The following is a 19,205-nucleotide window of genomic DNA, read 5'->3' on the forward strand; positions in this document are numbered from 1 at the left end:
ATAGTGTATTGATAATTTTCTATTGTCAAAAATTGATTTTATTATGAATTCAACAACTAAATCCTAAAACCACTTTCGTGTGAATAGGCCAATTAACGTTTTAGGACTCACAGTGACAATAAATCTGATTTTCTCACCATAATTAGGTTGCGAGACCTCCCATCCATTGTTTGAGTACACCGGAAGGTAAAGTTCAAAATAATCTGTAAGAAGGTTTAGACGAACCCCGGAATCATATACGAATTTTCCGTTTACACCTTTGTTCTTGACATAACCTAAATCGCTATAAACTTCAATCCATTTCCATAAGTTAACACTAGTGTTTATAGTGGCTAGATAGTCATTTGCAAAACGATATTCTTGAGGAAGAAAGGATTTAAATCCACCTTCGGCAATAATAATCTGTTGACTATAAATACCCGAGTCTTCCGAGCGACCCAAATAACCATAATCAAATAAATAATCTGTGGGGCGATCTAATGCAAAACTGTAATAATTAGGGTCAGTATAATCCGTAGTCTTATTTCTAATAAATTTACCAGCATAGAAACGGAAATTGAACTGACGGTTACTTTCAAACAGTTTACGATATTCCAATTCAAAAGCAACTTTGGTAAAATCGCTTGCATGTTGGGCATCTGCAAACCAAGAAACATAATTTATGATTCCCGGGTTTCTATTGGTATACCTAACATTCAATATGCTGTAATCTGGTGGTGTTTCAAAATCACCTAAACTTTCTGCTTTATCTCTCAATACATTTACATACCTAAAACGCAAAAACTCCCTTTTATTAGAAATAAGGTTTGCCGGTCTCCACCCAAAAGTAATAGAAGGCGTAATGGTTGAATATCGAGAGTTTTCCTGAAAGTGATAAGTAGAACCTCCAAGGCTGTAATTGGCTAAGTAAAGTCCACTTTTACTGAGGTATTTACGGTATGAAATTCTTCCTGAGCCTACAAAAGCATTTTCGCGGAACGAATAGGAGGGGGCAAAATCGTATACGAAAGGACGCTCTAATAGTGTTTTGTTATATAATCGCATATAAGGCGTCCATCCATCATAAATATTGAAATTTAAAATAGGAACATAAAACACTTGATTGTAATATGGATTCTCGGAATCACGGAAAAAAGTGAATTTCAGCTTTTTATTTCCTGAGAAAAATCCTCCTAAAGATTTCCAGTTGTCCCTTTGGTTAAATTCAGGGATTTTCTGGTCGTAATTAAGAACTAGTCGTTTTTCACCACTTTTTGGAATGGTAACTGTTTTAATATCGTTAATACCGGAAAACCAATATTTAGAAACTACAGTGTCATTTTTCAATCCAAATAAAGAAATAGGCACATTAGTCCCTTTCTTGTTCTTTATGGTAACTTTTAATGAATCTTCGGTTTTTTCAACCTTTTTGATTTTGAAATCTATTTTACGATCTGTAGTCACAAAATCCTTAAAAAACCAGTCGATATCAGTATTCGTAGACCTTTTTAATATGGATTCAAAGTCTAAAGTCTTTACTTGACTAAGCTTGTAGTGCTTATAAAAGGTTTTAATGCTCTTATCTACCTTATCTTTGCCAATATAGCTGGCAAGGTATGCAAGGCCTAGTCCCGCCTTATATTTATTACCTATTTTTTGGTTGAATTTAATAAGGGAATCGTTACTGGTGCTAAGAGGCTGGTCTAAATTGGTACGAGCAGTAAGCATATACAAAAATGTGTACTGTTCGTTGAAATTCATTTTCGCCAAATTAAAACTGCGTACTCCCCATATTTTTGATAGCTTTCCAAGCAGCTTTTGGTCAGGGTAAAACTCTTCTACATATTCTATCATTAGATAGTTGGCAATAGCATCACTTAACCATTGTTCTTTTCTAGGGTCTAAGAAAAGAGTCTCTTCTAGAATATTAATAAGTGCAGTTTTCAAAAATTTCATTTCAAACTGAAACTGCTCTTCATAAGGTCTTATAAAAGAAGGTAGCTGATTGATGCCGTACAGGGGATTCTTTTCGTAATCCAACTGACTAACCAATAATTGACGATGCGGATATTTTCCTAAATTGTTTTCTATGAATTCTGTAACCCTATTGATAGACAGCCCTTTAAATACATCTGCATACTTAAAAGCTTCAATATCGGTAATAACCGTTATTTGGGGGGTAACGTGGGTCATGAATCGCTTTTCCGGACTAAGCAAAATCTCGCAATTTTTTGATGGTCCGCCGTTAACTGGGCCATTTGTCCGTTGGAGATGCCGTTGTTTCCTAAAACAGTAAAGTTGGTAGCAAGGTTTAAATTCTTGGGGTAAACAAAATTTACCGTAGTTTCCGTAACTCCCGTAAAAAGGTCTTCTAAATTTTTGTTGGAATATAAATGCCAAGCACCATCAAAATATGACGGTGTTAAATACCAATCTTTTAGATAGTAACTATTCTTTCTTTTGTCATAACCATAAGGCGTAAACTTATTTTCAGGAAGCTTTATGGTGTACGTTAAAAAAAGTTTAGCAGATTCGCCTGCTGGTAATGGACTGTTTAAATCGATTTTTATAATATCCTCACCGGTAGTACGGCGCCAGCGAAGTCCTCTGTATTCACTATCTACCGCACTTATAATAGTAGTGTAGCCTCTTTCGTGCTTTTTGGCCAAGTGCAGGCTTTTCTTGAATTGCTCGTCAAAACGTTTGGCCAATCCTGTATTTTTACTTGCGTAGGCATGAGCCCAGTCATTAAAATACAGTGTATTTAAGGTTTGGTTAGAGTTATTCTGATACGTAAATTCTTGTTGAACCTGTATTTCTTTACTTTGCCCATCTAGTGTGGCTGTCAATACGTTTTCGTGTTGCGCAGCTAATTCTCCGAAACCGCCCAAAAGAACGGTTCCGAGATAAAAGCAAAATATGAGGTGTTTGATTTTCAAAGGTGATATTAAAAATTAGGACTAAGATTTCGGCCCTTGTAGAATGCATCAATGATATCTACTACTTCATCTTCTGTATCTGCAATTTTAATAAGATCCAAATCATGAGCACTTATGGTTTTCATCTCCAACATAGTGTTCTTAACCCAATCCATAAGACCAGTCCAAAATTCACTCCCAACAAGAATGATTGGGAATTTTTCAATTTTATTAGTTTGAATAAGAGTGATTGCTTCAAAAAGCTCATCCAATGTGCCGAACCCACCCGGCATAACTACAAACCCTTGAGAGTATTTAACGAACATTACTTTTCTCACGAAAAAGTAATCAAAATCTAAACTTTTATCAGAATCAATATATGGGTTATCGTGTTGTTCAAACGGTAAGTCAATATTTAAGCCAACAGAAGTTCCGCCTGCTAAATGTGCACCTTTATTACCAGCCTCCATAATACCAGGTCCTCCACCAGTTATTACACCATAACCAGCATTTGCTATACTTTCGGCAATACTAACGGCTAGTTCGTAATATTTATCACCTGCCTTGGTACGGGCTGAACCAAAAATAGAAACGCATGGACCAATAGAGCCCATTTTTTCAAATCCCATAACAAATTCACCCATAATTTTGAATATGGCCCAAGAATCGTTAGTCTTTATTTCGTTCCAACCTTTGTGATGTTGTTCTTTTCTCATGTATAGTTACTCTTATTTGTATAATTTTTTTCCTCTGATTTAGATTAAGTTTTGCCTTTTCTTAATCAAAACGACTACTTTTCTTTATTTCAGCGGATGAATTTATTGTTTTTATTTTATTGAATTGTAAAGCTATTAATATTTCTAACTGAACTCAGCATAAATTTGATTAATCTTCCATTGCACAATCGATGTATTTTTCAATAATACCGGTAGAGGCTTTGTTGCTTAGTCCGGAATATTCAATTCTGGTCTCAAGTATTTTGCCGTATAGCTTTTTTTATCTTTAGCAACTTCTTCCGGTGTTCCTTTGGCAACTACTTTTCCGCCGCCACGGCCACCTTCATAGCCAATATCAATAATATAATCTACAATTTTTATAACATCCATATTATGTTCAATTACTAATATGGTATTTCCTTTGTCTACCAAACGAGTCAAAACTTCCATCAAAACTCGAATATCCTCAAAATGAAGTCCTGTTGTAGGCTCATCCAAAATATAAAAAGTATTGCCCGTATCCCGCTTAGAAAGTTCCGTGGCCAGCTTAATACGCTGAGCCTCACCGCCCGAAAGCGTAGTGGACTGCTGCCCTAGAGTAATATAGCCCAATCCTACGTCTTGAATGGTCTTCAACTTACGATAAATTTTGGGTATAAGCTCAAAAAACTCGACAGCTTCGTTGATTGTCATCTCCAAAACATCCGCTATGGATTTACCCTTATAACGTATTTCTAGTGTTTCTCTATTGAAGCGTTTTCCGTTACAAGTCTCACATTCAACATAGACATCAGGTAAAAAGTTCATTTCAATAACCCGTAGACCTCCACCTTGACAGGTTTCGCAACGGCCACCTTTTACATTGAAACTAAAACGACCAAGGTTTATAACCTCTAATGGCTGCTTCAGGTGTTTTGGAGAACAATGCACGAATCTCCCCAAAAACTCCGGTATAGGTGGCAGGGTTAGACCTAGGCGTCCTACCTATGGGCGACTGGTTAATGTCAATTACCTTGTCAATATGCTCTAGCCCAGTAATCTTCTTATAAGGCATAGGTTTCTTTACGCCATTAAAATAATGAGCGTTCATGATAGGGTAGAGGGTCTCGTTTATTAATGTAGATTTTCCACTACCAGAGACGCCTGTAACTCCAATCATTTGACCTAATGGAAGCGTTATAGAAACATTCTTTAAATTATTTCCCGTACATCCTGAAAGGGTAATTTTTTTACCATTCCCTTTTCTACGTTTTTCAGGAATTGCAATCTGTTTTTTTCCAGTAATATAATCAGCTGTTAGGGTATTCTCATTTTTTAAATCCTTTGGAGAACCTTGAGAGATAATCTCACCACCATGCTTTCCGGCTCTCGGACCTATATCTATTACGTGGTCTGCACACTCTATCATGTCTCGGTCATGTTCCACAACAATCACCGAATTACCCAAATCCCGGAGAGATTCTAGTGATTTAATCAATCTTGTATTGTCTCGTTGATGTAAACCAATACTAGGTTCATCAAGAATATAAAGCACGCCAACCAACTGAGAACCGATCTGTGTGGCCAATCGTATACGTTGTGCTTCACCACCTGATAGTGATTTTGAGCTTCTGTTTAGTGAAAGATAATCCAGCCCAACATCTAAAAGAAACTGAATGCGCGTTCGTATTTCTTTAATAATTTCTTCGGCAATCTTAAGCTGATTTCCTTCTAATGTATTTTCTAAACCTTTAAAGAATTTAGCCAGTTCAGCAATATCCAAATGGGCTAGTTGCGCTATATTCTGTTCGTTTATTTTAAAATTGAGCGATTCTTTTCGCAAACGGGACCCTTCGCATACAGGACAGGTGATTTTGTCCATATATTCTTTGGCCCAACGTTTTAGGGCTGTTGTGCCGGCTTCTTCATATTGATTTTTAATAAAGTTGGCAATACCTTCATAATCAATTTTATAATTCCGTTTAACACCTAAGCTCTTAGAATCCACCTCAAAGGTTTCGTGACCACCGTTAAGGAGAACGTCAATAGCTTCTTCAGAAATTTTTGAAATAGGGTCTGTCAGTTCAAATTCATAGCGTTTGGCTATAGTTTCTATTTGTTTAAACGCCCAAGAATTTTTATACTCTCCCAAGGGAGCGATTCCTCCAGATTTAATAGATAATTTTTTGTCTGGAAATATCTTTTTTTCGTTCACTTCGTAAACATGACCTAGCCCATTACAATTAGGACACATTCCTTTGGGAGAGTTGAACGAAAACGTATTAGGCTCAGGAACAGGGTAGGAGATGCCAGTTGTTGGACACATCAGGTCACGACTAAAATACCGAGCTACAGATTGACCTTCTTCTAAGACCATAAGTACATTGTCTCCACTGTACATAGCGGTATTCAAGGATTCGGTGAGACGTTTGTCCATATCTTCCGAATCAACCACTTTTAGACGATCAATTACAATCTCTATATCATGGGTTTTATAGCGATCCGCTTTCATTCCCTTAACAATATCTTTTACTTCACCATCAACTCTGACCTTTACAAAGCCTTGTTTGGCAATTTGCTCAAAAAGCTCCCTATAATGTCCTTTTCTAGATTTAATAATAGGAGCAAGGATATTGATTTTCTTACCGTCATAATCCTTCTTAATGAGCTCTTTTATCTGCTCATCACTATAACTCACCATTTTCTCGCCCGTATTGTAACTATAGGCATCTCCAGCACGTGCAAAAAGCAGACGGAGGAAATCATAAATTTCGGTAATTGTACCTACCGTAGACCGTGGTGATTTTGATGTGGTTTTCTGTTCGATAGCAATAACAGGTGATAACCCATCAATTTTATCCACATCAGGTCTTTCCAATCCTCCTAAAAACTGTCTGGCATAGGCGGAAAAAGTTTCTATATACCGGCGTTGGCCTTCAGCATAAATTGTATCAAAAGCAAGGGAAGATTTACCACTCCCGGAAAGTCCGGTTATAACAACCAATTTTTCTCTGGGTATAGTAACATCTATATTTTTAAGGTTGTGCACGCGAGCGCCCTGAACCTCAATATTTTCTTCGTAGTTTATCATTTTCAATAGCAAAGTTGCAAAGGTACGATTTTGACTATTAACAAAGAAGTGACCTTTACTTATATCTATGTTAAGGAAAACGCGAAAAACACCTGAAATAAAGGGGGTGAACCGCTTAAGAGTCTATATTTTGTGTGATAAAACCCAGATACCTCAATAGATAAATGCAAATGAAGCTAAACTGCCTTTTTTTCACTTAAATATTTCCAGTAACGTTTTGGAACATGTTGTTTATGAAGTTTTAAATTAATGCGAGATTTGATGTTGGTACTTTTAAAGTAATTGTTCCAAAGGTCTTGGTAGTTGTATTCCTCATCACCAAAATGAGCGCTTTTATTCAGGCTGTTGGTATAAATTTCATCAAGGTCTAAGGATACGATTTCAACTTGATTTAAATCAAAGAAAATACCATATTTACGTTTTACATCATAAATAAGCCATTGTTGATCTGCATATCTAGACCTAAAATGTTTGGATATCAAAGGCAGTACATTAAAATCTGGTTCTATATTGGCAAAGTAGATTTCATCTTTCGTTAACTGAAAGCGCACAAAAGCCTCCATACGATGCTTTTCTCGACCAACGGACCTTGCCAATTGACTTATTTTTAAAACAATATCATCAGAGTAATCAGAGGCAATGGAAGTTTCAGAAGTAAACAACTTGCAAATATATCTGTACAGCACTAGTTCAATACCCTTATTCTCACTTAAGAAAGCAAAGTAGATATCCTTTATGGCATTGTGACTCTTTTTATGAATGCCATTCCATACTCTTTTAGCCTTGTCCATTTGTGTAAAAATGGTTTCGGTTTCAGAAAAAAGTCCACTTTGAGAGGCGGAGTTCTTTTGAATATCTGCTATTTGTGCTTTTTCATCAAAAGCCACAAAAATAGCTGTTAGAAATCCGTTGAAGCTTCCGTCGTAAATTAAGGTTTTTGTAGCATTCATAGTTTCATATTTAGTTCTGTTTACACTAGTTGCCAATAGGCTGAATCAACTAAACAACTGTAGTTGATTACTATACTCTTTTTCTAAATTTCCCGACCGAATTCTGTAGAATTAAGCCTTTTATTTTGGTCCCTTCCATATCTCTATGTTCCCACTTGTTGGAGTCGCAAACAATGAAATATTTTGCTCTGTTTAATGCCACACCAATCTTCTGAAGATGTTCCCAGTTTAAGTTTCTAAATCGTCTTGCGTTAATTATTTTATGAACAGATTTCATACCCAACATAGTACACGTGCTAGAACACTTTTGTCTGCCTTGTTGATATCCACAGGAAAGTATTGCATGTTCCGTAATGCCCAGCCTAATTTAGGGTCCACATCCATATCTAAGTTTGGGTGGTCGTTGTTCAAAAGTTCCTGAACCCCAAAACCATAAAAGCGTAGCAACCAATCTGTCTGGTATAATCTATTCTCCCTGAGCATGGGAACTTGGGTGCCAATAGCAGGAAGCCTATTATCCTCTGCAACGGGAACATAACCAGAATAATACACCCGTTTCATATTATAATTTTTGTAGTAATGTGTGGCGGAGTACATAATATCTTTGTCCGATTCTCCGGTGGCACCTACAATCATTTGAGTGCTTTGTCCGGCAGGCGCATATTTTGGGGTGCTCTTAATTATTTTTTTCTCTGATTTGTATTGGATGATTTCATTTTTCACCTTTAACATAGGCTTGGTGAAGTCCTCATGTTTTTTATCTGGAGCCAATAATTTGAGCCCGGATATAGTAGGTATTTCAATATTTACAGATAATCTATCGGCATAAAGTCCGGCTTCTCGCATAAGCTCATCACTGGCTCCATAATAGATTTTAAATGTATATAACCATTAAAATTCTCTTCCAACCGTAGCTTTTTAGCAACAGCAACTAAGCGTTCCATAGTATAGTCTGGACTTTTGAATATGCCCGAACTTAAGAAAAGACCTTCTATATAATTCCTGCGATAGAAGTTAATGGTCAAATCTACTACCTCTTGTATTTTAAAAGCAGCCCGGTGCACATCATTACTTTTGCGTGTCACACAATAAGCACAATCAAAAATACAGTGGTTTGTGAGCAATATTTTCAACAATGAAACGCACCTACCATCTTCCGTATAGCTATGGCAAATTCCCATACCGCTGCTGTCTCCAAGCCCTTTTGAATTGTTCTTCCGAACACTTCCGCTACTTGAGCACGAAACGTCATATTTGGCGGCATCCGCCAGAATGTTCAGTTTTTCTTTAATTCTATCAAATGATAATGACATTTTGAGTTTTTGTATTTATTCCAAATTTATGGAAAAAATCCATATTATGGATATATTCCAAATAAAACTTTGGAGTATGTCCAAATTGCGTATATTTGGAAATGAAAGGGTAGTGGAGAGCATGAAGTCTATTATTGTTTTGATGAACAGAGATAATTCAAGAATTATATGGAAAATGAAATCACGTTAAAACGCTTCACTGATATTCGCCGTGAGTTGGGCTATACCCAAGCGGAGTTTGCCAAGCTTCTTGGCGTATCTAGTACTACAGCAGATATAGAGCGTGGGCGTACTAAGCTATCCGGTAAAGTGGTGATGGAGCTTTTAAAGCAGTTCAAGATTAATCCGTTGTGGCTGTTTGGTGATAGTGATAATCAGTACTTGGAGACTTCTAAAGTTAGCGTAATTCCAAAGGTGGTTACTGTAGACAATGCTGGTAACGACAACATGGTATTGGTAAATGCCAAAGCTGCTGCCGGTTATCCACAAAACATTGCAGATACAAGCTGGTACGAACAACTTCCTGCTTTTGATTTGCCTATTCCTGAATTTAGAAATGCTACGTATCGTGGTTTTCAGGTTGACGGAGACAGTATGTTACCTAATTTAAGGTCTGGGGAGTGGGTTTTGGCCAAGGCAGTAGAGCACATAGATGATGTAAGCCAGAATAAAATGTATGTGGTGGTCTTAGAAGATGCCGTTTTGGTAAAAAAAGTGGAAAAAAGACCTAATTCTAATAATGTTACTTTGGTTTCTCTTAATGAAACTTATCCGCCATATGACATCAAACCTTACCAAATACAGGAGATTTGGGAGGTGAGTAGTAGAATTACATTTGGTGAAGATGCTACCACAGAGAAAGGTCTTTTGAGACAGCTACAAGAATCTATGGAGGAATTAAAAAGTCAGCTTCGTCATGTAAAAAAGGTATAATACACCTTTTTATGATTTTGGCACTTTCAGATTATAAACTCCGCTTTCTCTTAAAGTGAAACCAAGGCTTTTATACAGTTTAATTGCCGGTGTTCTATGATGACCTGAGAATAAAAGAATTTCATCCATATTTAAATGCTCGGCCTCTTTTAAAAGTTTTTCCATTAATTTTCTGCCGATTCCTTTTCCGCGATGTTCGGCATCAACTACAACATCCTCGACCAATCCTCGGTAACCTGAAATTACTTTATACGTAACCAAAAGCGCTATCCCTACAATATGGTCTTCTTCCTTACATGCTGCTAAAATTACATGATTGCCATCTTGAAGTATTTGATGTAACGGACGCTGAATGTTTTTGTCATTCAGCTGTTTATATAAATTCTGAATTTCTTCTTGAATCTGGTCATTAAGGTCGTACTTATGTAAAATTTCAATGGTCATGTTATATTAGTTTATAGTGTAGATTGATAAAACTAAGAATATAAAGAGAACAATAACATTCGTATATCCTAAAGTTGATATAAAAGTAAAATGCGTTTAATTGTATTTACTTATAATTTACGATTAATACATGGTGTTTGGGTTAGCGGATATTTTTGGAATTTGTTGAATGGAGTCCCAATGCTCACAAATTTTTCCCTTTTCATCAAACCGAAAGAAATCCATAGTAACGTATTGATCGTCATCTGGCCAGAGTTGGTGTGTATGTAAAGCAACTAAATCTCCTTCGGCTATGCTACGAACAAAATCAATAGATTTCTGAGGATATTCCCGCTTCATCCTATCAAAATAATCAATGAAACCTTTAGGTCCATTGGGCACATCAGGATTGTGCTGAATGTATTGACCTCCACAAAATTTATCAATAGCTTCTTTTGGGTTGCCTTCGTAAGCCATTCTATAAAAGGCTATGGCATTTTTCTTGTTTTCTGCAGCATTCATAACTCTAAAAATTTCGATTAATAGATTATCAACTAGAAAGTGAAAAAGATATTTTAATCCCCTGTATGATCATGTCAGTTCCAATAATGGCAATAATTAAACCCATAATTTTCCCAATTACAGATATCACGTTATGACCTATTTTCTTTATAACCAATTCACTTAACATGAAAGAAAAATAAGTTAGCCAACATAGCAGCCCAAAAATAAATATAACCATGCCAATCTTAAGGTAACCCGCATTTGACACAAAATTCATTCCAGTAACGATTGTTCCTGGTCCTGCTAAAATTGGTATAGCCAAGGGAGATATAGCAAGATCTTCGTCTATATGGGTATCCGTTAAGTGCTTTACATTAGACTTTTTAGATTGAAGCATATCAAAACCTACAAAGAAGATTAGAATACCTCCAGTAATTTTAAAAGCAGGTATTGTAATCCCAAAAAGAAGAAATATAAATTTACCGAGTACAAGGAATATAGTAACGATAATAAAAGCCGTTAGTGTTGCTTTTTTACTAATTGTACGTTGTGTTTTTCTGTCCGCCCCGCCAACCAATGATAAAAATATGGGCATGTTGGAAAGTGGATTCATTATGGCGAAAAAACCAGTGAATACGGTAATTGAAAAGGTAAGAAGGTTGTCCATTTATTTATTAAATTCCTTTAAAAGAAGCGCGTGCTTATTTTGTTTTCGCAAGAAACTTCTATCCTAAATTTTATTATTAGAGATTTTAGCAAGCAAGTTAGCCAAAAAAAAACTGTATACTAGGGTAGGTGTATGATCACCGACCTTAGCATACAGATAAATCTATACTTGACATAAATTTTCTATTGAAAATCTGATGCTTTAAACGGATATTTTCTTGGTGTTTTTTGAATTATATACCTGTTTATAGAAGATGAAAAGAAAGAAGGAGATTTAGAGAGGCCATAACCATTATCAGGCAATCAAATGTGGATAGCTGCTCTCAAATTCTTGCTGGAAATTTGATGGAATTGTCTTGTGAAAACGAACGCCTTGGCAATTATTAAATTTCAAAAACGACTGTAATTCTTTGTTAAAAGCGACGGCAAAAGCTTCGGTTTTCTTTAAACCAGGTTCTAATGTTAACTGATTAATATTCAAGACCTTTTCTTTTCTATCAGCTTTGCTGTCCATTCGGGCAATCAGTTTCCCGTCCCATAAAATTGGTAAAGTAAAATACCCAAATTTCCGTTTTTGTTGCGGAACGTAGCATTCCAAAAGATAATCAAACTCAAAAATGTCTGAGGTTCGTTTTCTTTGAATTAGTAAATTATCAAAAGGCGATAAAATATTAAGTTTCTTCCGTGCTAATGGCTTACTTAATAGTTCTAAAGACTCTGGTAAAATATAATACTCATTGTCCGCCACACGTATTAGCTCTATTTCTCCATCTGCAAGCATATTTTTTAAAGCTTGAGTAACCAATGGTTTTGTGTTCTTGATAAGATAAGTCATCTCCGTTAATTTCCCCAGTCCGTTGGCCTGTAAATATTTCTTCACCAAAAACCTGCCATATTCATCATCCGTTGGGGTAGTGGTGTTCAATGAACTCGGCAAAACTCTTTCGGTAAGGTCGTATACTTTATGAAAGTTGACACGTTTTGAAATCATCAATTCACCTTCCATAAACAAATTTTCTAAAGCTTGTTTTGTAGGAGCTGTTTTCCATTCGCCATGCTTCTTCCCTTTTTTGTCAAAATCCTTGGCCATCAAAGGGCCTTCGGCTTTTATACGTTCAGCTACAGACTTCATAAGTTTTGTATCTCGCTTGTACCAGTGTTTTTGTTTTCCGTAGGCAATAGCTTGTTTGCGAGGCAAGGTAAAACGGTAATCGGTCATAGGAAGGTATGAGGCCGCGTGTGCCCAATATTCAAAAACTTTCTTGTCAGCTATGAGTTCCTGTATATGAGCCGATTTGTATCTGGAATTCCGATTGTACAACGTATGATGGTGTGCCCTTTCAATAACAGAAATAGTATCTATCTGAACATAACCTAAATGCTCAATTGCAGAAAGCGTTGCTTCTTGGGCAGAGCCAACCACTTTTTGAGTAGGTAAACGCTGTGATAGCAAAACCAATTTTTGGGCTTCGCGAACAGAAAGGCTTTCTTTTTTTAAACTCATGTATAAGGTTCAAGACCAGCTTTGATAGGATTGTAAAAGTAAGGACATCACTAATCATTTTTGAGAGTTTCGTTAACTGATTCTGTCAAATAAGTGCTTTTATCGCACAAAATGTTAAGAAGTCCATAAAAAGTGGTCAAAAAACATAAGAAAAAGAGCATTTCATCCGTTATTTAAGCAATTCACCCTATTTTCGTCTTTATCAAACAACCAAAGAATCGTTCATTAATGCAGAGATATAAAATTTTAATTGGATCTGCGCTCGTCGTTTTTACAATATCAGCGCTTGCTTCACGCATATTCCATTCAGAATCAACAGATAAACTTCACAAATCAGAAACTGCAGTTACCACTGTGGAAAAAGCACCAAATAGTAAGAAAGATGTTGTTCTTTACGCAACTAGGCAGAAGAAATTACACACTGCATTAAATGCCTATTTTAGAAAAGCTATTGCAAAAGGAGATGTTGTTGGAGCAGGGGTGAGCATTGTACGAGGGGACTCTATAATGATTTCTGAAGGGTTTGGTAGAAAAAATAGTCTTGAGAGCAGCTCGGTAAATGGTGAAACCGTTTTTAGATTGGGTTCTTTATCAAAAGGTTTTGCAGGTATGTTAGCCGCAAATATTAAAAGTGAAGGAAAGTTAGACTGGACGGATAAAGTAAGTGATTACCTTCCTGAGTTCCAATTGGGAGATGGGTCTAACACCAATAATGTAACATTGGCGAATGTTTTATCCCACACTTCAGGCACACCTTACCACAGTTTTACCAATCTTGTAGAAGCTGACATACCCTTAAAGGATATAGCCAAACGATTTAAAGAAGTGATGCCTATTAGCAAGCCGGGAGTTATGTATAGTTACCAAAATGCTATGTTTGCGCTTTGCGGGGAAATGATGAAAAAAGCAACGGGCCAAAAAATAAATACACTTTTGGACAACCGGTTCTTTAAGCCGTTAGAAATGTGTACTACCACTACCAATTACGAGACGCTAACCCATGAGCTTAATATTGCCATGCCTCATGTACGCATAAGAAATGGTTGGAGAGCGGCTCACTTAAGGGATAATTATTACAATGCTGTTGCAGCAGGCGGAATTAGTTCTAATGCTCACGATATGGGTAGATGGATGCGTTTTTTGTTAGGTCACAATCCTGAAATCATGAAAAGTGATGCTATTGGCGAGGCTTTCAACCCGTTTATTGAGATTGCCGGTCACCGTAAATATTATCAAAGATGGCCTTACCATACAAGATCATATTACGGTTTTGGATGGAGAATTCATAAGTTCATTGAAGGTGATACTAATTTTGAAAAAACTATCTGGCATCACGGCGGAAGCGTTAATAACTACAGAAATGAAATTGCCGTATATCCTGAAGCAGATTTGGGTATCTGTGTTCTATTGAATAACAACTCTCCAATTGCCGGAACGGTAATACCAGATTTGTATGAGATAGTTAAAGAGGTTTATAACGAGACAGCTCCTAAAGAGTTACAAAAGGTTGCTGCTACATCTTTATAAAAGAAAGACAAAATTAATAACGCCCGTTTCTATAAGTAGCTATAGAGACGGGCGTTTTTTTAGTCATAATTTCTTCAAACTAGTTGTTAAAAATTTTGTTAAAAACCTTATTAGTATTTGTAAGGGAGCCTGTACTAAAGGATGTAAATTTGATGACAGAAGAATAGCACAGTTTTAAACATTTAAAATTGTTGTAGAACATTCATGAAAACAGAATTTATAACCTTATTAGAATAGATAAAACGAATGTTTTTCAACTCAGTCGATTTTGCGATATTTTTGCCAATTGTATTCGTATTATACTGGTTCGTTGCAAATAATAACCTGAAATTTCAAAATTTCTTAATTGTTGTAGCTAGTTACGTATTCTACGGATGGTGGGATTGGCGGTTTCTTTCTCTAATTTTGTTCAGTACCTTAGTAGATTATTCAATAGGAGTTAGGCTGTCTAAAGAAGAAAATACTTTAAAAAGGAAAATTTTACTTTGGATAAGTATAGTTGTCAATTTGGGCTTTTTAGGCTTTTTCAAATACTATAATTTCTTCCTCGACAATTTTATTGATGCATTTTCTATTTTTGGAACAAAAATCAATGCAAACTCATTAAACATCATTTTACCTGTTGGAATTAGCTTTTATACATTTCAAACGCTGAGTTATACAATTGACGTCTACAGGAAAAAGCTTGAACCCACAAAAAACTTTATAGCCTTTTCTGCATTTGTCTGTTTTTTTCCTCAGCTAGTAGCAGGTCCAATTGAAAGAGCAACAAACTTGCTTCCCCAATTCTACAAAAAGAGAACCTTTGATTATAATAGAGCTGTTGATGGGTTAAGGCAGATCTTGTGGGGGTTATTTAAAAAAATCGTCATCGCTGATAATTCAGCGCAAATAGCAAATGAAATATTCAATAATTCAACAGAGCATAATGGTAGTACCCTAGTTATTGGGGCGTTGTTCTTCACTTTTCAAATTTACGGCGATTTCTCTGGGTATTCAGATATAGCAATAGGTACATCAAGACTATTTGGTTTTGATTTAAAACAAAATTTTGCGTTCCCTTATTTTTCAAGAGATATTGCTGAATTTTGGAGAAGATGGCATATTTCACTCTCAACTTGGTTTAGAGATTATTTATACATTCCATTGGGTGGTAGCCGGGGTGGCACTTGGATGAAAGTTAGAAATACTTTTATAATTTTTATTGTAAGTGGCTTTTGGCACGGAGCTAATTGGACTTTTGTAGTATGGGGTGGTCTAAATGCTTTGTATTTCCTTCCATTACTCTTGCTTAATAAAAATAGGACCAATACTGACAATGTGGCGCAAGGCAAATACTTCCCTACTATTAAAGAACTTTCTCAGATGGGATTCACATTTTGTTTAACTGTTCTAGCTTGGATATTTTTTAGAGCAAAAAATATTAGTCATGCTTACGATTATTTGTCCACCATTTTTTCTAAATCAGTATTTAAATTCCCTCATTTTGAGCAAATAGACTTGGCATTTAGTACAGCTCTATTAATTAGTTTGTTCATGATAGTTGAATGGATAGGGCGGGAAAAACAATATGCTATAGAAAATATTATTTCTATAAAAAACCGTGGTTTTAGATATAGTATATATTTAGGTATTGTTATTTTAATAATGATTATGGGGAACTTCGAAGAAAATGAATTTATCTATTTTCAATTCTGATATGAAAAAATTTATACTGCAAACATCTATTTTTTCTTTGGTGGTTTTAGCCTTTCTTGTTTCTGTTAATTATTATGGAGATAGTGCAAACCTATTTAAACCAAGCTATGAAAACAAAATCGCTGAAATTATTTTCGATAATCATAATGCAACGAACATTTCAAATTATGATGAAAGAAAATTGCAAAAAGAATTTGTCAATAGAATAGATGATAGACCAGATATTTTAGTGTTGGGCTCAAGCAGAACCATGTTAATTAAAAGTACCTTGTTTGAGGGAAAAAAATTTATTAACAATAGTGTTTCTGCAGCAAGTATAGAAGACCTAATTGCAATTTATCAATTATATAAAGCCAAGAAAATTTTACCAAAAAAAATAATTTTATGTGTAGATCCTTGGATATTCAATAAGAATAATGGAAAGTTAAATTGGAAATCACTGACAAAAGAATACAATAGCTTTTCAAGTGGAAAGGAAATAACGGAGAAGAAAGAATTTATATTAAATAGAAAAACGAAACAATTATTTTCTTTTTCATATTTTCAAGCTTCTCTTAGTAATCTACCAAGTGTTATTGAGGAAAAAATGGACTCAACTGCCTTGAGTTTAGACCCTGTGGCTTCAGATGATATATATAACGTTAGCAGTACTAAACTTGTAGATGGGTCCTTATCCTATTCTAAAGAGTATAGGGAGGCTTCTAAAAAGCTAGTAACGATAAAAGCTCAATCATATATAAAAGTTAAACTATATGCTATTGAAGATTTCGAGGAGGTATCCCCGGAAATTTTTGAAGAATTTGATGCTTTTTGTCAAGAAATTTTGAGCAATAATATTGAATTAGTCTTTTTTCTATCACCATACCACCCGGTGGTATTCGAAAAACTTAAAAATGAATATGAGATTGTTTTGGAGGTAGAGAACAAAATTTCAGAATATTCGAAGCAAAATAAAATAGAACTTTTAGGTTCTTATGACCCATTAAAACTAAATGTAACCGGCGATGGATTTTATGATGGTATGCATAGCAAGGAAAATACCATAAAAAAAATATTGAAAATTGAGACTGATAATGATGTATACATGCCTTTGAGTGAGTGGTAGTTAAATTATCGGCTACATATTAAAGTAAACAACCTAATAAGTAATTAATTAAAAATTCAAAAAAGAAGCGAGGGACATTCTTCAACGCTCACTCTAACTATTGTAAATAGCTGCTTAATCACAAACTATAAGCAGTACTATCCTTCACAGAGTTTAAAACAAAGGAGGTGTGTATGGTAGCGATTCCATCTATGATAGATAATTTATCGTTGATAAATTCATGAAATCCGGCTATATCGTCTACGACTATTTTTAGTAGGTAATCAAAATTGCCGGAAACCTGGTGGCATTCCATTATATCGGGTAATAAAAGCATCTCGCGTTTAAAACTATCTGCCAACTTCTTTTGTTGTTTGGTTAGAGTGACTTGACAATAAGCAATTAGTTTCTTTCCTATTTTGGTTCTATCCAGCAAGGCTACATAAGATTTAATAATCTCCTGCTGCTCCAATTTTCTAATTCTTTCATAAGTTGGGGTTACGCTAAGCCCTACTTTGCTCGCTATTTCCTTTGTATTTTGCTTTGCATTTTTCTGAAGTTGCATCAGTATTTTACGATCTATATCATCCATACTAGATTATTTATCTATTTCATATCCTTCTATAACCTTGTTCAGTAATTTATAACTGCTAAAATTAGTATTACAGTTTAATATTCTAATTTAATAAAAATATAAGTAATAAACTATTATCAATTGTAATTTTACAGAATGAGATTGAATGGTAAAATGACGACAATTATGGATAATGAACAACAAATAGATGACCTATTAGCAAAACTAATTCAAGAAAAGGATAGAGTTATAGGATACCCTGTCGCCAAAGATTTTGATTATTCCAGATTATATGAGTTTTTAAAACATCCTATTAATAATGTTGGTGATCCATACGAGGACAATACCTATAAGGTTCAAACGCATGACATGGAAAGGGAAGTGGTTGATTTCTTTGCGGAACTATTTAGGGCCGACCCAAAAGATTACTGGGGTTATGTAACAAATGGCGGTTCTGAGAGTAATCTTTATGGCTTTTATTTAGCTAGGGAATTATATCCTAAAGCAATGGTGTATTTTTCCGAGTCTACCCATTACAGCGTGCGCAAAAACATTCATTTACTAAACCTACCAAGTATTACTATTAGGGCTCAGGAAAACGGGGAATTAGATTATGAAGACCTTGAGAATACGTTGCAACTTAACCGTGATAAACCTGCTATTATTCTTACCACGTTTGGAACAACAATGACCGAGGCAAAGGATGATGTTTCTAGAGTGAAGGGGATTTTGAAAAAACTGGCTATCCAAAGTCACTATATACATTGCGATGCGGCACTGGCGGGTTCTTATGGCGCTTTTATAGAACCTCGTATTCCATTTGATTTTCAGGATGGTGCGGATAGTATTTCTATTAGCGGCCATAAATTTATTGGCTCACCTTTTCCTTCAGGTGTTATTGTTGTAAGGCGCTCCTTGAGGGATAGAATTGCCAGAGGTATTTCTTATATTGGTTCTCTAGACACGACTATTACGGGTTCTAGAAACGGGCATAGTCCATTATTTTTATGGTATGCTATTAAGAAAATGGGAGTTGAAGGTCTTGAAGCTCGTTATAGACATAGTTTAGAAACCGCTGAATATTGTAAGCAGGAATTAGCCAAAATTGGAATACATGCATGGACGAATACAGGAGCTATTACCGTTGTGTTTCCTAAAGTACCGGAGCCAATTAAAGAGAAATGGCAATTAGCTACAGATGAGACTACACATATTATTTGCATGCCAAATGTTACTAAAAAACAAATAGATGAGTTTATTGTAGATATGGTAAACGAGAAAGAACCTGTGGCTAGTTTTGTGTATAATTAACAGCTTATCCACTCGGTTAACCATATAGAATATTA

At 35.4% G+C, this 19,205-nt stretch carries 14 protein-coding genes and 2 pseudogenes; 5 read left to right on the forward strand and 11 right to left on the reverse strand.

What is annotated here, in order from left to right; genetic code table 11:
• Nucleotides 1–63: 63 nt before the first annotated feature.
• From Q5W13_RS19475 to Q5W13_RS19500, 6 genes and pseudogenes are all read right to left on the reverse strand, one after another.
• Nucleotides 64–2,172, reverse strand: coding sequence for a M1 aminopeptidase family protein (locus Q5W13_RS19475; protein ID WP_304444146.1), 2,109 nt, complete (start codon nt 2,170–2,172; stop codon nt 64–66).
• Nucleotides 2,169–2,870 (reverse strand): gluzincin family metallopeptidase, encoded by a 702-nt coding sequence (locus tag Q5W13_RS19480; RefSeq protein ID WP_304444147.1) that lies wholly within the window; start codon nt 2,868–2,870, stop codon nt 2,169–2,171. Before Q5W13_RS19480 ends, Q5W13_RS19475 begins: the two co-directional genes overlap by 4 nt.
• Nucleotides 2,871–2,926: 56 nt before the next feature.
• Complete coding sequence (locus tag Q5W13_RS19485) at nt 2,927–3,613, reverse strand: LOG family protein (RefSeq protein WP_155596283.1); 687 nt, start codon at nt 3,611–3,613, stop codon at nt 2,927–2,929.
• Nucleotides 3,614–3,841: 228 nt separating this feature from the next.
• Nucleotides 3,842–6,683: pseudogene (gene uvrA, locus Q5W13_RS19490) on the reverse strand (excinuclease ABC subunit UvrA).
• Between the two features lie 176 nt (nt 6,684–6,859).
• Nucleotides 6,860–7,633 carry a TIGR03915 family putative DNA repair protein gene (locus tag Q5W13_RS19495; RefSeq protein ID WP_304444148.1) on the reverse strand — a complete coding sequence of 258 codons (774 nt, stop codon included), beginning with the start codon at nt 7,631–7,633 and terminating at the stop codon, nt 6,860–6,862.
• 45 nt (nt 7,634–7,678) lie between these two features.
• Nucleotides 7,679–8,946, reverse strand: a pseudogene (locus tag Q5W13_RS19500) (putative DNA modification/repair radical SAM protein).
• 168 nt (nt 8,947–9,114) lie between these two features.
• Between Q5W13_RS19500 and Q5W13_RS19505 the strand changes: the two are divergent.
• Nucleotides 9,115–9,879, forward strand: a complete 765-nt coding sequence (locus Q5W13_RS19505; protein ID WP_214610852.1) for an XRE family transcriptional regulator — start codon at nt 9,115–9,117, stop codon at nt 9,877–9,879.
• Nucleotides 9,880–9,888: 9 nt separating this feature from the next.
• On the opposite strand, the gene Q5W13_RS19510 is transcribed toward Q5W13_RS19505, so the two are convergent.
• The 4 genes from Q5W13_RS19510 to Q5W13_RS19525 form a co-directional block, all read right to left on the reverse strand.
• On the reverse strand, nt 9,889–10,323 hold the full coding sequence (locus Q5W13_RS19510; RefSeq protein ID WP_155596288.1) for a GNAT family N-acetyltransferase: 435 nt from the start codon (nt 10,321–10,323) through the stop codon (nt 9,889–9,891).
• A gap of 123 nt (nt 10,324–10,446) precedes the next feature.
• Complete coding sequence (locus tag Q5W13_RS19515) at nt 10,447–10,824, reverse strand: nuclear transport factor 2 family protein (RefSeq protein WP_304444149.1); 378 nt, start codon at nt 10,822–10,824, stop codon at nt 10,447–10,449.
• A gap of 28 nt (nt 10,825–10,852) precedes the next feature.
• Nucleotides 10,853–11,473: a MarC family protein gene (locus Q5W13_RS19520; protein WP_155596290.1), complete on the reverse strand. Its 621-nt coding sequence runs from the start codon at nt 11,471–11,473 to the stop codon at nt 10,853–10,855.
• A gap of 294 nt (nt 11,474–11,767) precedes the next feature.
• Nucleotides 11,768–12,976, reverse strand: a complete 1,209-nt coding sequence (locus Q5W13_RS19525; RefSeq protein ID WP_304444150.1) for a winged helix-turn-helix domain-containing protein — start codon at nt 12,974–12,976, stop codon at nt 11,768–11,770.
• A 228-nt stretch (nt 12,977–13,204) separates the two neighbouring features.
• On the opposite strand from Q5W13_RS19525, the gene Q5W13_RS19530 reads away from it, so the two are divergent.
• The 3 genes from Q5W13_RS19530 (at nt 13,205) to Q5W13_RS19540 (ending at nt 17,306) form a co-directional block, all read left to right on the forward strand.
• Complete coding sequence (locus Q5W13_RS19530; RefSeq protein WP_304444151.1) at nt 13,205–14,503, forward strand: serine hydrolase domain-containing protein; 1,299 nt, start codon at nt 13,205–13,207, stop codon at nt 14,501–14,503.
• Between the two features lie 246 nt (nt 14,504–14,749).
• Nucleotides 14,750–16,201: an MBOAT family O-acyltransferase gene (locus Q5W13_RS19535; RefSeq protein WP_304444152.1), complete on the forward strand. Its 1,452-nt coding sequence runs from the start codon at nt 14,750–14,752 to the stop codon at nt 16,199–16,201.
• A 1-nt stretch (nt 16,202) separates the two neighbouring features.
• A complete protein-coding gene (locus Q5W13_RS19540) occupies nt 16,203–17,306 on the forward strand; it encodes a hypothetical protein (RefSeq protein WP_304444153.1) in 1,104 nt (367 codons plus the stop codon).
• A gap of 118 nt (nt 17,307–17,424) precedes the next feature.
• Here the strand turns inward: Q5W13_RS19540 and Q5W13_RS19545 are convergent, their stop codons facing one another.
• Nucleotides 17,425–17,877 (reverse strand): Lrp/AsnC family transcriptional regulator, encoded by a 453-nt coding sequence (locus Q5W13_RS19545; RefSeq protein ID WP_304444154.1) that lies wholly within the window; start codon nt 17,875–17,877, stop codon nt 17,425–17,427.
• Nucleotides 17,878–18,045: 168 nt separating this feature from the next.
• Between Q5W13_RS19545 and Q5W13_RS19550 the strand changes: the two genes are divergently transcribed.
• On the forward strand, nt 18,046–19,170 hold the full coding sequence (locus tag Q5W13_RS19550) for a histidine decarboxylase (RefSeq protein WP_304444155.1): 1,125 nt from the start codon (nt 18,046–18,048) through the stop codon (nt 19,168–19,170).
• Nucleotides 19,171–19,205: the final 35 nt, after the last annotated feature.

Source organism: Zobellia laminariae (genome assembly GCF_030553095.1).
Taxonomy (GTDB): domain Bacteria; phylum Bacteroidota; class Bacteroidia; order Flavobacteriales; family Flavobacteriaceae; genus Zobellia; species Zobellia laminariae.

What these genes read in the sequence shown, in the direction of transcription:
- Q5W13_RS19475 (WP_304444146.1), bottom strand. Translation starts at nt 2,172, where the DNA reads ATGACCCACGTTACCCCCCAAATAACGGTTATTACCGATATTGAAGCT.
- Q5W13_RS19485 (WP_155596283.1), bottom strand. Translation starts at nt 3,613, where the DNA reads ATGAGAAAAGAACAACATCACAAAGGTTGGAACGAAATAAAGACTAAC.
- Q5W13_RS19495 (WP_304444148.1), bottom strand. Translation starts at nt 7,633, where the DNA reads ATGAATGCTACAAAAACCTTAATTTACGACGGAAGCTTCAACGGATTT.
- Q5W13_RS19505 (WP_214610852.1), top strand. Translation starts at nt 9,115, where the DNA reads ATGGAAAATGAAATCACGTTAAAACGCTTCACTGATATTCGCCGTGAG.
- Q5W13_RS19510 (WP_155596288.1), bottom strand. Translation starts at nt 10,323, where the DNA reads ATGACCATTGAAATTTTACATAAGTACGACCTTAATGACCAGATTCAA.
- Q5W13_RS19515 (WP_304444149.1), bottom strand. Translation starts at nt 10,824, where the DNA reads ATGAATGCTGCAGAAAACAAGAAAAATGCCATAGCCTTTTATAGAATG.
- Q5W13_RS19520 (WP_155596290.1), bottom strand. Translation starts at nt 11,473, where the DNA reads ATGGACAACCTTCTTACCTTTTCAATTACCGTATTCACTGGTTTTTTC.
- Q5W13_RS19525 (WP_304444150.1), bottom strand. Translation starts at nt 12,976, where the DNA reads ATGAGTTTAAAAAAAGAAAGCCTTTCTGTTCGCGAAGCCCAAAAATTG.
- Q5W13_RS19530 (WP_304444151.1), top strand. Translation starts at nt 13,205, where the DNA reads ATGCAGAGATATAAAATTTTAATTGGATCTGCGCTCGTCGTTTTTACA.
- Q5W13_RS19535 (WP_304444152.1), top strand. Translation starts at nt 14,750, where the DNA reads ATGTTTTTCAACTCAGTCGATTTTGCGATATTTTTGCCAATTGTATTC.
- Q5W13_RS19540 (WP_304444153.1), top strand. Translation starts at nt 16,203, where the DNA reads ATGAAAAAATTTATACTGCAAACATCTATTTTTTCTTTGGTGGTTTTA.
- Q5W13_RS19545 (WP_304444154.1), bottom strand. Translation starts at nt 17,877, where the DNA reads ATGGATGATATAGATCGTAAAATACTGATGCAACTTCAGAAAAATGCA.
- Q5W13_RS19550 (WP_304444155.1), top strand. Translation starts at nt 18,046, where the DNA reads ATGGATAATGAACAACAAATAGATGACCTATTAGCAAAACTAATTCAA.